13 protein-coding genes and 2 pseudogenes are annotated in these 13,841 nt (G+C 54.6%); 11 read left to right on the top strand and 4 right to left on the bottom strand.

The annotated features are described in order from the left end of the window. Positions 1–10 precede the first annotated feature (10 nt). The 8 genes from DWZ54_RS08735 (at position 11) to rpsI (ending at position 6,909) form a co-directional block, all read left to right on the top strand. Complete coding sequence (locus DWZ54_RS08735; protein ID WP_118475607.1) at positions 11–1,540, top strand: cobyric acid synthase; 1,530 nt, start codon at positions 11–13, stop codon at positions 1,538–1,540. Then, positions 1,537–2,487, top strand: coding sequence for an adenosylcobinamide-phosphate synthase CbiB (cbiB, locus tag DWZ54_RS08730; protein ID WP_118475605.1), 951 nt, complete (start codon positions 1,537–1,539; stop codon positions 2,485–2,487). Before DWZ54_RS08735 ends, cbiB begins: the two co-directional genes overlap by 4 nt. Positions 2,488–2,525: 38 nt before the next feature. Then, the gene (gene cobS, locus DWZ54_RS08725) at positions 2,526–3,302 is read left to right on the top strand and encodes an adenosylcobinamide-GDP ribazoletransferase (protein ID WP_118475603.1); all 777 of its coding nucleotides are present in this window, start codon (positions 2,526–2,528) and stop codon (positions 3,300–3,302) included. Beyond that, the gene (locus DWZ54_RS08720; RefSeq protein WP_118475601.1) at positions 3,293–4,201 is read left to right on the top strand and encodes a GHMP kinase; all 909 of its coding nucleotides are present in this window, start codon (positions 3,293–3,295) and stop codon (positions 4,199–4,201) included. The genes cobS and DWZ54_RS08720 overlap by 10 nt, the downstream gene beginning before the upstream one ends. Beyond that, a complete protein-coding gene (gene cobD, locus DWZ54_RS08715; protein WP_118475599.1) occupies positions 4,164–5,237 on the top strand; it encodes a threonine-phosphate decarboxylase CobD in 1,074 nt (357 codons plus the stop codon). Before DWZ54_RS08720 ends, cobD begins: the two co-directional genes overlap by 38 nt. After that, complete coding sequence (gene cobC / locus DWZ54_RS08710) at positions 5,234–5,854, top strand: alpha-ribazole phosphatase (RefSeq protein ID WP_118475597.1); 621 nt, start codon at positions 5,234–5,236, stop codon at positions 5,852–5,854. Before cobD ends, cobC begins: the two co-directional genes overlap by 4 nt. A 196-nt stretch (positions 5,855–6,050) precedes the next feature. Then, positions 6,051–6,491, top strand: coding sequence for a 50S ribosomal protein L13 (gene rplM, locus DWZ54_RS08705; protein ID WP_118013983.1), 441 nt, complete (start codon positions 6,051–6,053; stop codon positions 6,489–6,491). Positions 6,492–6,516: 25 nt separating this feature from the next. Next, the gene (gene rpsI / locus DWZ54_RS08700) at positions 6,517–6,909 is read left to right on the top strand and encodes a 30S ribosomal protein S9 (protein ID WP_005838873.1); all 393 of its coding nucleotides are present in this window, start codon (positions 6,517–6,519) and stop codon (positions 6,907–6,909) included. A gap of 130 nt (positions 6,910–7,039) precedes the next feature. On the opposite strand, the pseudogene DWZ54_RS12040 reads toward rpsI, so the two are convergent. Together DWZ54_RS12040 and DWZ54_RS12085 are read right to left on the bottom strand one after the other, a co-directional pair. Further along, positions 7,040–7,255, bottom strand: a pseudogene (locus DWZ54_RS12040) (transposase); the annotation flags it as partial. Between the two features lie 447 nt (positions 7,256–7,702). Beyond that, positions 7,703–7,828, bottom strand: a pseudogene (locus tag DWZ54_RS12085) (helix-turn-helix domain-containing protein); the annotation flags it as partial. 158 nt (positions 7,829–7,986) lie between these two features. On the opposite strand from DWZ54_RS12085, the gene DWZ54_RS08690 reads away from it, so the two are divergent. Next, the gene (locus DWZ54_RS08690; RefSeq protein ID WP_118475593.1) at positions 7,987–9,786 is read left to right on the top strand and encodes a DUF262 domain-containing protein; all 1,800 of its coding nucleotides are present in this window, start codon (positions 7,987–7,989) and stop codon (positions 9,784–9,786) included. 293 nt (positions 9,787–10,079) lie between these two features. On the opposite strand, the gene DWZ54_RS08685 is transcribed toward DWZ54_RS08690, so the two are convergent. Continuing rightward, positions 10,080–11,000: a C45 family autoproteolytic acyltransferase/hydolase gene (locus tag DWZ54_RS08685; protein WP_118475591.1), complete on the bottom strand. Its 921-nt coding sequence runs from the start codon at positions 10,998–11,000 to the stop codon at positions 10,080–10,082. Between the two features lie 219 nt (positions 11,001–11,219). On the opposite strand from DWZ54_RS08685, the gene DWZ54_RS08680 reads away from it, so the two are divergent. Together DWZ54_RS08680 and DWZ54_RS08675 are read left to right on the top strand one after the other, a co-directional pair. After that, positions 11,220–12,185, top strand: coding sequence for a metallophosphoesterase (locus DWZ54_RS08680; RefSeq protein ID WP_158573644.1), 966 nt, complete (start codon positions 11,220–11,222; stop codon positions 12,183–12,185). 44 nt (positions 12,186–12,229) lie between these two features. Then, complete coding sequence (locus DWZ54_RS08675; RefSeq protein WP_118475587.1) at positions 12,230–12,745, top strand: nitroreductase family protein; 516 nt, start codon at positions 12,230–12,232, stop codon at positions 12,743–12,745. 180 nt (positions 12,746–12,925) lie between these two features. On the opposite strand, the gene DWZ54_RS08670 is transcribed toward DWZ54_RS08675, so the two are convergent. Then, a complete protein-coding gene (locus tag DWZ54_RS08670; protein ID WP_118475586.1) occupies positions 12,926–13,825 on the bottom strand; it encodes a LysR family transcriptional regulator in 900 nt (299 codons plus the stop codon). Positions 13,826–13,841 lie beyond the last annotated feature (16 nt).

Genomic DNA, 13,841 nt, shown 5'->3' with positions numbered 1-13,841 from the left:
GGACTTTGACGTGTCCAAATCCATCATGCTCATGGGAACAAGCTCTCATGTCGGCAAAAGCATCCTGACGACGGCGCTCTGCCGCATTTTCCATCGCGAAGGACGCCGCGTCGTGCCGTTCAAGGCGCAGAACATGGCGCTGAATTCCTACGTGACCAAGGAGGGCCTCGAAATGGGGCGGGCACAGGTCGCGCAGGCTGAAGCCGCCGGACTCGAGCCGATGGTCGACATGAATCCGGTCCTCCTGAAGCCGACGGGCCATTCGTGTTCGCAGGTTGTTCTTGAAGGACGGCCGGTTGGCAATATGAGTGCGCGCGAATACCACAAGGGCTATTCTCTGCAGGCATTCGGTGCCGTTAAGGCTGCACTCGGGCGCCTGCAGCAGGAATTTGATACACTCGTCATCGAGGGGGCGGGCAGCCCGGCGGAAATCAACCTCAAGGATCACGATATCGTCAATATGCGCGTGGCCAAATACCTGCAGGCCCCCGTGCTGCTCATCGCGGACATCGACCGCGGCGGCGCACTGGCCTCGCTCGTCGGCACACTGGAACTTCTCGATGAGGAGGAACGCGCCCTCGTCAAAGGGCTCGTTATCAACAAATTCCGCGGCGACGTATCCCTTCTGACGCCGGCTGTCGACTTCCTCGAGAAGAAGACGGGCAAGCCCGTGCTCGGCATCGTGCCGTACCTCGATCATCTTGGCATCGAAGATGAGGACTCAGTGTCGCTCGAGGACAAGGCTGCCGTGCCGCAGGGCGATGCGGAGATCCGCATCGCTGTCATCGAGACGCCGAAGCTCTCAAACTTCACGGATTTTGACGCACTTGCGGAGGAACCCGATGTCGAGGTCGATTACGTGCGCACGCCCGAAGAACTCGGTCACCCCGACCTCATCATCCTGCCGGGATCGAAGAACACGACGGAAGACCTGCTGCACCTGCGCAAAACCGGCATGGAGGCAGCAATCCGTGCCTGCACGGATCGCGGCATTCCGCTCATTGGCATCTGCGGCGGGTATCAGATGCTCGGCCGCCGGCTCGAGGATCCCGGCCATGTCGAATCGGAGTATGAGGCCATCGACGGTCTCGGTTACCTGCCGATGATTACGACCTTCGGTCCGGAAAAGCGCACGGTCCAGGTGACGGCGGCCTGCCCCGCGCTGGATTTCTTCCACGGCCATCTGACGGCAGCGGATATGCCGGGGTATGAAATCCACATGGGGCGCACGGAATTCCTGAAGCAGGTCCCGCATCCCTTCCATATCGTGCGGCAGGGGGATGAGCCGGCTGATTACTGGGACGGTGCCGTGAGCAGCGACCAGCTGATCTTCGGCACGTATATCCACGGCCTCTTTGATCATGACGGCTTCCGCCGCCAGCTCATCAACATTCTGCGCGGCTGCCGCGGCCTCTCGCCGCTGCCCGTCCAGCGTAGCCGCTGGCAGGAAAAGGAGGATGCGTACAACCGTCTGGCCGATACGGTGGCAGCGAGCCTCGACATGGAGAAACTGCGCGCCATTATGGAGGAGCGTCCATGAATGTAGCAATCCTGGCCTTTGTCATCGATACGATCATCGGCGATCCGCGCACGAAGTTCCACCCGGTCGTCCTGATTGGCAGGCTCATTTCGCTGCTCGAGCGCTTCTACTATCGTCCGGAGGAGAGCGACAGGCGCAAGTTCCTGTCAGGATCCATCCTTGTGCTCATCGTCCTCTTCCTCACCTACGACGTGGCAGCGGCGCTGCTCTATCTCTCGTACTACATCCCGTGGGAATGGGGGCAGGAGATCGTCGCGGCCTTCCTGCTCTCCTTTACGATTTCCCCGCAGAGTCTTGCCAAGGCGGGCAAGGGCATCTACGCGCTGCTGATTACCGGCGATCTGGCGGAGGCGCGCAAAAAGGTGGGCTGGATTGTCGGCCGCGATACGGACAAGCTCGATGACAGCGAGATTGCCCGCGCGACGGTGGAGACGATCGCCGAGAATACCGTGGACGGAATCATCTCGCCGCTCTTCTTCTTTGCCATCGGCGGCGTGCCGCTGGCCTTCCTTTACCGCGCGGCCAATACCATGGATTCGATGATCGGCTACAAGAACGAGAAATATCTGTATTTCGGCAGGGCTGCCGCGCGGCTCGACGATGTCCTCAATTACATCCCCGCGCGCCTGACGGGACTGCTGTTTGTGGCGGCAGCCTCGCTCCTGGGCTTCGATGCCGGCAACGCCCTGTGCATGATGCGCCGGGATGCCGACAAGCATCCGAGTCCGAACGGCGGCTATGCCGAGGCGACGGTGGCGGGGGCGCTTCATATCCGCCTCGGCGGCATCAACAGCTATTTCGGCAAGAAGACCTTCCGTGCTTATATGGGCGAGGCCATCGAAGCCACGGCGCCCAAGCACATCATGGAGTGCATCCGCATGATGTACACGGTGACGGTACTCTTCCTGATCCTTGTCTATGCTGTGCTGAAATTCATGGGACATTGAAGGCAGACGGATCTTGCCTTTTGGAAAGGAGCTTGAGCTTGCGTAGTTTTCTTACGGCGCTGCAATTCTTGACGCGCATCCACATCGTCAATCAAAGGGACCTGACGATGGCAGATTTTGGCCGCAGCACGCGGTATTTCCCGCTCGTGGGCGTTGTGCTGGGGCTTATTTATGCGTTTTTTGCCCTCGTGCTCATGGTGTTTCTGGGCAGCCATCTTTACACGGTGCGGGCTTTTCTTACCCTTTTGCCGCTGCTTCTGACGGGCGGCCTCCACTGTGACGGCTTCATGGACACGGTCGACGGGCTCTTTTCGGGCCGCAGCCGCGAGCGCATGCTCGAGATCATGAAGGACAGCCGCACGGGGTCGTTCGGTGTTGTCGCCTTCGGCTCGCTGCTGCTCTTCAACTGGTCGCTGATCCTTGACCTGCAGGAACCGGTGCTCGTCGTGGCGCTCTTTGCCATGCCCATCATCGGGCGCCTTGCGATGCTCTTCGTTGTCAGCTATTTCCCCTATGCACGTCCGGAAGGCATGGGCAAGGCGTTTTCGGAGATGGCGGACCATAAGGCCCTGGCCATCGGTGTCGTGACGGCCGTGCTCTTTGTCGTGCCGGTCGGCCTTGCCGCCATTCTGGCACTTGCCGCCGGTATCTTGTGGGCCTTTTTGCTTGGCCGCTATGCGACGCGGAAGCTCGGCGGTGTCACGGGGGATGTCTACGGCGCCGCGGAGATGACGACGGAGACGGTCGTGCTCGTCGTCTTTTTCCTCTGTGCGCATCTGCCGATTACCCGGGGAGCGCTATTCCTATGGATGTGATCGTGCGGGTGCCGGGGTCATGCGGTGAGCTCGTGCAGGGCTGCTGGCAAGGCGGGCCGTTCCTCGTGACCTGTCCCATCAATCGCTATACGACCGTGCAGGTCAGCACATCCTTTTCAGGCTGTGAGGACTTGGGTGACAAGGCAAAGCTTGTCCTGCAGGCCGTCTGCCGCCGTTTTGGCCGGGATGATCTGCCATGGGGCATCCGTCTCACTTCGGAACTGCCGCGCGGCAAGGGTATGGCCTCATCGAGCGCCGATATCGCCGCTGTGGCGGCAGCTGCCTCCCTGGCTTTCGGCAAGCCGCTGACGGCGGAGGAAATCCTGCGGCTTGCCGTGGCCATCGAACCAACGGACGGCGTCTTTTTTGAAGGACTTGCCTGCCTTGACCAGGTACAGGGCAGGCTCCTGGGCACTTACCGGCTGTCAGGCAGGGTGCCGCTGACGATCTTCGACACGGGCGGCACTGTCGATACCCTGGCCTTTCACCGCGAGGCGGAAAAACGGGTACCTGCCTACGGGGACATGCAGTTGCAGGAACTTCGCCGGCTCCTGACGATGGGAACACCTGCAGCACTGGCAGAAGCGGCGACGAGAAGTGCCTTCCTGCATCAGGCCGTGCTGCCAAAGCCCAATCTTCTGGAATTCCTGCATGATGCGCGTGCCTGCGGGGCACTCGGGCTCAACGTGGCTCACAGCGGCACCGTCGTCGGTGTCTTCTGGCCGCCGTCTCTTCCCGCGCAGCAGATTGCCAGGCAGACGAAGCAGCTCCAGGCAAAGCATGCCAACCTCTCCCTCTGGGGCCAGGTATATCTGCAGGAAGGCGGCATAGAATTCCAATATCAGCGAAAGGAAGCGGGGAATGATGAAACGCTTTGTTCATGGCGGCAATATATATGAGGATATACCGGCAGATGGCTGGCTTGATTTTTCGGCCAACATCAATCCGCTGGGGCTGCCGGCAAGTGCGCGTGAAGCCATTGCCTTGCATATCGGTGATGTCATCCATTATCCGGATCCTGCGGCCCGCAGGCTGCGTCAGGCGCTGTCGTCCTCGTATGATGTGGCACCGGACGCGCTCGTGCTCGGCAATGGGGCAGCGGAGCTCTTTTATCTCTTTTTCCAGACCTTCCGGCCGCAAAGGACCACCCTGCCTGTGCCTTCCTTCAGTGAATACGAACGGGCGGCGCTTGCCGCGGGCAGTTCGGTGACGTACTTCCAGCTGGATGCGCAGGAGGATTTCCGCTTCGATGGCGAGAAGCTGCGGGCGGCGCTGCCCGAGCAGGGCTGTGCCGTCGTCGGCAATCCCAACAATCCGACGGGCACCCTGCTCACGCGCGAGGAACTCATGCAGCTCGCAGATGCTGCCGCCGCCAGGAAGACCTGGCTGCTCGTCGACGAATCCTTCCTCGATTTCCTGCCGGACGATGCGCCGTACAGCCTGCTTGATGCAGCCGCAGAGAAGCCGTATCTTTTCGTCATCCGTTCGCTGACGAAGTTCTTTGCCCTGCCGGGCCTGCGCCTCGGTTTTGGCGCGGCTTCCCCTTCGGCTGTCCAGGCGATGGAACGCGGCAAGGATGTCTGGAACGTGAATCTCCTGGCGCAGGAAGCGGGCGCAGCCGCCCTGCAGGACCATGCCTATGCCGAGGAGAGCCGCGGGCTCGTCGCGGAGGAGCGCCGCTTCCTTTGCAGCCGCCTGGCGTCTCTTCCCGGCGTGCGCGTCTATCCCACGCAGGTGAACTTCCTGCTGCTTGATATCCGCGGCACGCATCTCTCGAGCACAGAGCTTACGGCGCGCATGCGCCGGGAGGAGGTACTCATTCGCGACTGCGGCAATTATCCGGGACTTGACGGCAGGAGTTACGTGCGCCTGGCCGTAAGGCAGCATGAAGAAAATGTAAAACTGTTAGAACGATTGGAGACGATTCTTTTATGATACGTTTTATCCTGGTCCGTCATGGCCAAACGGAGTGGAATGTGGGCGGCCGCTATCAGGGCCAGTCCGATGTGGCCCTGACCGAGGAGGGGCGTCAGCAGGCAAGGCTCCTCGCCGAGAACTTTCCCGTGGCGGAAGTCCACCGGATCTATGCGAGTGACCTCAAGCGGGCTTCGGAGACGGCCGATATCATCGCGGCGCGCTTCGGTCTGCCCGTGACCAAGGACAAGATTTTCCGCGAACTGTCCTTTGGCGACTGGGAGGGGCTGACCTATAAGGAAATCGTCTCGCGCTGGCCGGATGCCATGGAGAACTTCCTGCGCCATCCGGACAAGCTCAACATCCCGCATGGTGAGACGTTCCAGGAAGTCCAGCAGCGCGCCATGAAAGGACTGCATGCCATCATGGCAGATCCGGCCAACGAGGACAAGACCATCGTCATCGTTGCACATGGCGCCATCCTGCGCACCATCCTGACGGCACAGCTCCACATGTCTCTCGAATACGCCTGGAGCATCCGTCAGTTCAACACCGCAGTCAACATCGTACGCTACGATGAAGGCCGTCCGACCGTGGAACTCATCAACGGCACGGCACATCTCGGCAAGCTGCGCTGACGGGCTGACTTTTCCACAGGCAGCAGTGGAAAAAATCGTGGAAAAGCCTAAAAAAATTCCTTGACGAACAACCTATTTTTGAGTAGAATAATTCTATGTGATGTCACGTCATGTGTTTCCATAAGCCCCGGAGGCATACGATGGTTGCATCATATATGCTGAAACCAACAATTGAAATTATTAGGGGGGAAATCGCATGAAGACAACGTTTATGGCAAATGCATCCAATATCGAGCGCAAATGGTATGTTGTAGACGCTGAAGGCCAGACGGTCGGCCGCCTCGCAGCCGAAGTCGCTAAAGTTCTTCGCGGTAAAAATAAACCGACTTTTACTCCGCACGTTGACACGGGTGATTATGTCATCGTCATCAATGCAGAGAAGGTAAAATTCACGGGTAAGAAACTTACGGATAAGACGTATTTCCGTCATTCCGGTTATCAGGGCGGCACGACGTTCACGGCTGCCGGCCAGATGCTGGAGAAGTTCCCGGAGCGCGTTCTCGAGCACGCAATCAAAGGCATGCTGCCGAAGAACCGTCTCGGTGCGCAGATGTACCGCAAGCTCAGCGTTTACGCTGGTCCGGAGCATCCGCATGCAGCTCAGAAGCCGGAAAAGCTTGAGCTGAACATCCGCTAATACTGGAAAGGGAGGAACATAACACATGGCAGAAGTCATCTACTACGGCACTGGCCGCAGAAAGTCGTCCGTTGCCCGTGTTCGTCTGGTTCCAGGCGAGGGCAAAGTCACGATCAATGGTCGCGACATGGAAGAGTATTTTGGTCTTAAGACTCTCGAACTCATCGTTCGTCAGCCGCTGAACCTCACGGAAACGGTTGACAAGTACGACGTCATCGCAAACGTTGCTGGTGGCGGCGTTACGGGTCAGGCTGGCGCCATCCGTCACGGCATCACGCGTGCCCTGATGGAGATGAACGCAGAGCTCCGTCCGGCCCTCAAGAAGGCTGGTTTCGTCACGCGCGACCCGCGCGAGAAAGAGCGCCGCAAGTACGGCCTCAAGAAAGCCCGCAAGGCTTCCCAGTTCTCGAAGCGTTGATCGCTCGTTACATACGAACGTACAAAATCCCGTCAGCTACGGCTGGCGGGATTTTTTGCGTTCACGATTATGGAGAGCGTCCGAGGAAGGATATCAGGGTTTCATCGCGAATAAATTATATGGCGAATTGTCAAGCCAAGTGTAACACCTTTGAGAAATAGACCTCATATGGTGTTTTGTAACCAAGGCGCTTCCTCGGGCGAAGGTTCAGTTTATGGAATTTCCGTTGGATATAATCCTCTGGCGTGTCCGTGATATCTGTGCCCTTCGGGAAGAACTCCCGCAGGAGCCCATTGGTGTTCTCGTTGGTCCCGCGTTCCCATGGATGGTGCGGAGCGGGGAAATAGAATGGGCACGTATCTGCCTTCCAATGGCCACGGACGGTGCGTTTTTCTGCACTGGCAGGGCGCTCCTCGATGAGATGCGAGATGACGAACTTCCCACGACGCTCTTCTGTTCCCTTCTTGTGACGGCGCTTCCCATGATGACGCAGTCTCCGGAGGACGAACTTCGCAGATGTCCCTGTTGGATTCAGCAGGCCAGCACGCACTGCGCGGTAAATCGTTGAGATGCTGATGATGCGGCAGCCATGCTCTAGCTGGACGCGGCCAACAATCTCCTCCGGCGACCAGTGGTACTGCAGGATGCAGATCTGCACAAAGGAGCGCAGGGAAGCATTCTCCAAGCGCTTGTGTGGCCATACAAACGGCTCTGCGCCGCCTGTAGCGGGCCTGCGCAGCCAAAGGCTGGTACACGGCATGGAATGCTTGGCTGGGGCGGCATTGCGGCGAAGCTCACGCGAGATGGTGGACTTGCTCTGACTCAGCAGATGCGCGATTTCCGTGATGGATTTGCCGCCAACAAGAAAAAAGAATATCTTTTCGCGCTCAAATGGTGTAAGATGGGTGTAGTGGCACATATCTATCTCTCCTGTATGGGTATTCTTTTCAAACACCATTATAGCAGAGAGGTCTATGTGTCATTTTTATTTGGCTCTTTGAGAGCTGTTGCACTTAGATTGTAAATCCATCAGATATTACACTTAGATCGTAAATCTATCGGGTAGAAGGGGCATGTATGTCACAGTTCAATGTTTACAGCATATCCGTTGAGGATATCATTGGTTGGGTCAAGTCTGGGGAGGTTGCTATTCCTGAGATTCAGCGGCCATTTGTATGGAGTAATGCCAAGGTAAGAGATCTCATGGATTCTCTGTACAAAGGATTTCCTATTGGCTATATCATCGTCTGGAAGAATCCCGATGTGAAGTTGAAGGACGGCAGTCTCTCTTCCGGTAAGAAGATCTTGATTGACGGTCAGCAGCGAGTAACAGCACTTCAGGCGGCTGTTGCAGGGCTCATGGTCACAGGAGAGGATTACAAGAAGAAGAGAATCCAGATTGCGTTCAATCCAGTGACAGAGACATTTGAAGTATCGAATCCTGCCATCAAAAAGGACAACAGATGGATTCCTGACATAGCTGAGATATTCACACCAACTTTTTCGGAGTGGTCCTTTATCCCAAATTATTGTCAAGTGAACAATTTGGCCGGACAGGAACAGAAAGTAGCGTCTGCAATCAACAAGCTGAAATCCATCTACAATATCAGCATAGGCGTTACGGACTTGAGCCAGACACTCACAATCGATGAAGTGACCGATATTTTTATCCGAATCAATTCGCAGGGCGTCGTTTTGTCGCAGGCTGACTTTGCCATGTCGAAGATTTCAGCCGATGATTTTTACGGCGGGAATGATACCAGAAAGATGATTGATTATTTCTGCCATTTTATGCGGAGTCCGGTGGACTATGATGCAATCGCCGCCAACGATACAGAATTTGTCGAATATGGTGGAATGCAGAAAATAAAATGGGTTGTCAATGAGACAGAGGACATCTATGTCCCAGATTATACTGATGTACTGCGGGTTTCCTTTACGCACAAGTTCATGCGAGGAAAGATTGCAGATCTGGTCAGTCTTTTATCTGGCCGTGATTTTGAGACGAGAGAGAATCTGGAAAGCATCGCAGAAGATTCATTTCATAAGCTTCGTCAAGGCGTAGAGAATTTTGTAAACGAAACTAACTTCAAGCGCTACATCATGATTGTCAAGTCTACTGGGATTATTGATACATCGCTCGTCCGTTCACAGAACGTGCTGAATTTCGGATATATCTTGTATCTCACGTTGAGGGACAGAGGCATGAACGCCGCGCTAATCGAGAAGCTGGTGCGCAAGTGGATTGTTCTTTCCATGCTGACGGGGCGTTATTCTAGCTCACCTGAATCCGCGATGGACTACGATATCAAGCGCTTTACAGAAATGAATCCCGAAAAGTTTGTTGCAACTACGGAAGAAGGCGAGATGTCGGATGCCTTCTGGAATACAGTGCTTGTCCAGAGATTGGATACTTCCGTATCCAGCAGCCCGTACTTCTTGTTGTTCCTGATGGCACAGGTGAAAGCGGGCTCCCGAGGTTTTCTGTCTGAGCAGATCGATGTATCATCGCTGATTCAGCAGCGTGGCGACATTCACCATATTTTCCCGAAGAGGTATCTTCAGAAGAACGGCATCAACAACCGCAGGGACTACAATCAGATTGCTAATTACGTCTATACGCAGTCGGAAATCAACATCAAGATTAAGAATGATGCACCATGCGTGTACGTGGCAAAAATGAAGGAGCAAATTGCCAACGGCGAGTTGCAGTATGGTGGAATCACCGATGCAGATGACCTCAAGAAAAACCTTGCCGAAAACTGTGTGCCAGAGGAGTTCATGAACATGGATAGCAATGATTACAAGGCCTTCCTTGAGAAGCGGCGCATTCTGATGGCAGGATTTATTCGCAGGTTTTATGAGAGCTTGGGGTGATTGTATTGAGCAAAAAAAGTCCATTTGAAGAAGAATATGGCATCTGGATGACAGAGGATGAGTTGAAGAAATATAGAAATATGGGCGAGCTGACTCAAGGACTATATGAGGAAGGATTTCGAAGAGGCTTTGAATAGGGGAATGAGAGAATTCGGGCAGATTATTAAAAAAACCTCATGGAGAATACAGGATGGTCCTTGAATGAAGCGATGCGCGTATTGAAGATTCCATCCAATAAGGAAGCGCATTACAGACGGCTCATCAAAAAGCACTGACTGTGGTGAAATTTTATTTTATTGGGGTGTGATATTGTCGAATATCTCCTGTTTCGTGAGTCGGACCGTCTGCTCATGTCCGGCAGCGTCAGCTGCGGCCCGGTATTTCACATAGACCGTGAAATCTCCGTCCGGACGCAGCCAGACTACCATTTGAGCCACTGTCTGTGTATGGCTCGTCTCATCGCCTGTACGCCATAGCGAATTGACCGGACCGGCGGTCTGATCCTCGCCGATGCGAATGAAATCAGCGAGCGTATACTGTTTTTGAGTCTGCAGCAGTTCCATGACCCGGTCATAGCGTTTATGGCTGCTCTCATAATACTTCTCATTTTGCGCCGCCAGATCGGCGATCAGATAGTGGTTGGTATGGGCCAGGACGCCATTTTGACGCCTCTCTATGCGCACTTCTCCGTCCAGCCCGCCCTCTATCCAGGCGACCTCACTGCGGTCAGCCAGCATGACGAATCGCACGCCCTGGAATAGTTCCGGATGCTGCACCGCCTCCTCGACCGTTGCATAGCGCTCCAGCACCTTGCGCAGTGTTCCTTGGACCGGCGGATGAGCTTCAGCGGCTGCGGCCTTCTGCTTCTTCGTCACCGAGCTGACTGCCGCCGAATAGGTCACGAGTCCCGCCTCATTGACACCGCCACGCAGCTGATGACGCTCGAACGGCCCACCATAGAGACCATAATAACGATAACCGCCTGGCTGGCGAGGTTCCGATAGATGCAGTGACTGTTCCTGCGGCCGCCAGTCGCGGTTCTTTGCTGCTATCGTACCGCCGTCTGCCACAGCCGTTCCTTGCGCCGCATAAAGCGTACAGGCCAATGCTGGCACAGGAATACATAGCAACGCTGCTCCAAGCAGGCCTGTTAGCGCTCCCCGTAAGCCTTTGCCAGACCGTCCTGGCTCACCATGTAGCTGGCTTTTATTCATTTTATATCACTCCAAATCGTACGTTATATCGCCAACATAACACAAAAAACTTTATCCTGCAAGAGTCGCAGCTTTTCACAGCTGTGGTTGTACGTCTAAAAGACGGTATGGCATAATTGATAAAAGTTGGAGGCTTCGCAGACATTGGCGTGGGATGATGAAGTAGCTGCTTAGTGGTAAACTACTGTCTTATCACTTGTGGGGGAGATGGATAGATGCATGATGAACAGGCGTACATTCATAAAACGAGCACTATTGGGAGCTGGAGCCTTGTATTTGTGGCCGTGGCAATCTTGGATGCCAGTGTGGGGGAACGAGCGTGCCTATAAACGTCTCGTTGTGCTCGGTGATCCACATCTGCCGGTGCGCGTGGAGAAGCATCCGGACAAAGCGAAGCGTCAGGCTATCGTAGCGGCTAAACTGCACGCCATAGCCGATATAAATTCCTGGCCGGATGTCGATAGCATAGCGGTTGTGGGCGATATCGTGGCCCGCTATAGTATCCCGAGTGAGTATGATTTCATTCGTCAGTATTTTTCAAGTGTCAAGGTGCCACTGTACGTCATCGATGGCAATCATGAGATTCTGTATGAGGATGAACCGAATGAGAACGGCAAGCTCGTGAAAGGTGATGCCGAATCCAGGCGGCGCAAGTTGCAGCATTTCTGCGAGTTCTGGCAACTTTCGAAACCCTATTACAGTCTTGAGCTTGGCGGATGTCATCTGATATTCTTGGCGACAGAGGGGCCATTGCCTACGCAGATAAGTGCTGAACAGTTCGCCTGGCTAAAGAACGATTTGACAGAGCACCCGCAATCTACGCTGATATTCTTCCATGGACCACTCATGGGGACGTTGCTGAACTATAACAACTCGGTGAACAAGAAATCGACCGTGGCTCAACCGGTCAATGAGCTGCATGATTTGCTCATCTCCAATCCGCAAGTGCGTCTCTGGATTTCGGGACATACGCATACACCGGCTACAAATGACAGCTTTGCGGCTCCAGAAATCAATATGTATGGCTCGCGGATCATGAATATACACAATAGCGATATGGACAGGAAATATATCTGGACGAATTCGCTGTATATTTATGGCGATCATATCGATATTCGGACATTCGACCATAGAAGTCAGGACTGGATCGAAAACTATGATCGACAGATAAGACTTGATGATTGAGTGAAACTAAGTTAGGATAGATAATGAATAGGAGGTTGATGAACATGGCATTTATGGATTTGGCTAAGTCTAGATATTCGGTACGGAAATTCAGCGACAAGCCCATTGAGAAGGAAAAGTTGGATGCTATCCTGGAAGCCGGGCGCATTGCTCCGACGGGGCATAACTACCAGCCTTATCGGGTGTATGTGCTGCAGAGCGCGGAAGCACTGGAGAAAATCCGGGGCCTCACGCGTTGCGCCTTCAATGCGCCGGTGGTGCTGATGGTGACGGTGCGCAAGGACGAAGAATGGGTCAACCCTTTTGAACACAGCATCCGGGCCGGAGAGCAGGATGCCAGCATCGTTGCCACCCACATGATGCTGGAAGCCTGGGAACTTGGTATCGGGTCCTGCTGGGTGAACTTTTTCCCGGTGACGAAGACGGCGGATGCCTTCCAGCTGGAACTGAATGAAGTGCCTTTGCTGTTGTTGCCTATTGGCTACGTCGCGGCAGGAGCAAAGGCTGCCCCTCAGCACGCGCAGCGTAGGAGTAATGACGAGCTTGTAAGGGTATTGTAGTATCGCGCAGAGCAGTGGCAGTACAATCTCTTGAATGTCGTCATGCTATACCTCGGCAATCGCAAGACACAGGACAGCCTGATCGAGATGCTGCGCATCAAAATAAGGGCTTTTCAGCGTCATCCAGTTCTCGAAGCGTTGATCACTCGCTTTACACGAGCACACAAGATTCCATCAGCATCAGCTGGTGGGATTTTTTTTATGTATCCACTCTAAAAGAAAGTCACGGAAAAGGCGGCTTGCCTTTGTCGTGCGGACCTGCAGGTTTGCTACGAGATAGATCATCTGCCCGCCATTTTCTGCTTTCAGTCTTCGGCTCACGATATCTGGATGTGGGTATAGGGCATCCGCATAGTCGTAGCCGATGTTGATGGCCTTGTTTTCAAGGAGAAACGCGCGGATGATGCTTTCATCAGCCGTTTCCGCAAGGATGTGGATCTGTCGGCCGGGCACGAGGATGTGCTGGTCGATATTGTGGCGGAAGCAGTCATAGGCACGGCCTTTGCTGATGATGGTCTGACCGTCCAGGTCGTCATAGGTCAGAAACGGTTTTTTCGCCAGAGGATGTGATTTGTGCATCCGTACACTGTAATTGCTGAAAAAGAGGGGGATTCCCTCAAAACGCGTCTCGTCCAGCGGCCCCGTTACGATGGCAAAGTTGCATTGCTGCGCCGTCAATGCGGCTAGAGCCATGGCATCTGTCGTATCTACGATGCTGAGAATGATGGAAGGATACGCCTCATGGAAGTCGTTGATCAGGGGCGCACCAAGATAGGCGAGCACATGGTCGAGTGCATGAATGGTAACCACACTTTTTGACTGCGCCGCGAGCGTGTGGAGGCCGCATATGGCGTCGTATTCCTCTAGGAGACGTTTTGCATGAGGCAGCAGGATTGTTGCGTAGTCTGTTGGCATGACTCCTTTTATGCTGCGTACAAAAAGCGGCTGCCCCAGCTCTTCCTCAAGCAGACGGATTACCTTGCTCACGCCTTGCCTTGAGACAAATAGCCTGTCTGCGGCTGTCTTTATGTTCTGTGTCTGATAGACGGTTACGAAATACTGAAGCTGTTTCTGATTCATAGAGCACCTCCTGTGT

Origin of the sequence: Mitsuokella sp. AF33-22, assembly GCF_003475755.1 — a bacterium.
Classification (GTDB): Bacteria; Bacillota; Negativicutes; order Selenomonadales; family Selenomonadaceae; genus Mitsuokella.
Note: the sequence above shows the minus strand (reverse complement) of the source record. Positions and strands in the feature narration are given on the sequence as shown.

Coding starts and splice junctions, on each gene's coding strand:
- cbiB (WP_118475605.1), top strand. CDS start 1,537: ATGAATGTAGCAATCCTGGCCTTTGTCATCGATACGATCATCGGCGAT.
- DWZ54_RS08720 (WP_118475601.1), top strand. CDS start 3,293: ATGGATGTGATCGTGCGGGTGCCGGGGTCATGCGGTGAGCTCGTGCAG.
- cobD (WP_118475599.1), top strand. CDS start 4,164: ATGATGAAACGCTTTGTTCATGGCGGCAATATATATGAGGATATACCG.
- cobC (WP_118475597.1), top strand. CDS start 5,234: ATGATACGTTTTATCCTGGTCCGTCATGGCCAAACGGAGTGGAATGTG.
- rplM (WP_118013983.1), top strand. CDS start 6,051: ATGAAGACAACGTTTATGGCAAATGCATCCAATATCGAGCGCAAATGG.
- rpsI (WP_005838873.1), top strand. CDS start 6,517: ATGGCAGAAGTCATCTACTACGGCACTGGCCGCAGAAAGTCGTCCGTT.
- DWZ54_RS08690 (WP_118475593.1), top strand. CDS start 7,987: ATGTCACAGTTCAATGTTTACAGCATATCCGTTGAGGATATCATTGGT.
- DWZ54_RS08685 (WP_118475591.1), bottom strand. CDS start 11,000: ATGAATAAAAGCCAGCTACATGGTGAGCCAGGACGGTCTGGCAAAGGC.
- DWZ54_RS08680 (WP_158573644.1), top strand. CDS start 11,220: ATGATGAACAGGCGTACATTCATAAAACGAGCACTATTGGGAGCTGGA.
- DWZ54_RS08675 (WP_118475587.1), top strand. CDS start 12,230: ATGGCATTTATGGATTTGGCTAAGTCTAGATATTCGGTACGGAAATTC.
- DWZ54_RS08670 (WP_118475586.1), bottom strand. CDS start 13,825: ATGAATCAGAAACAGCTTCAGTATTTCGTAACCGTCTATCAGACACAG.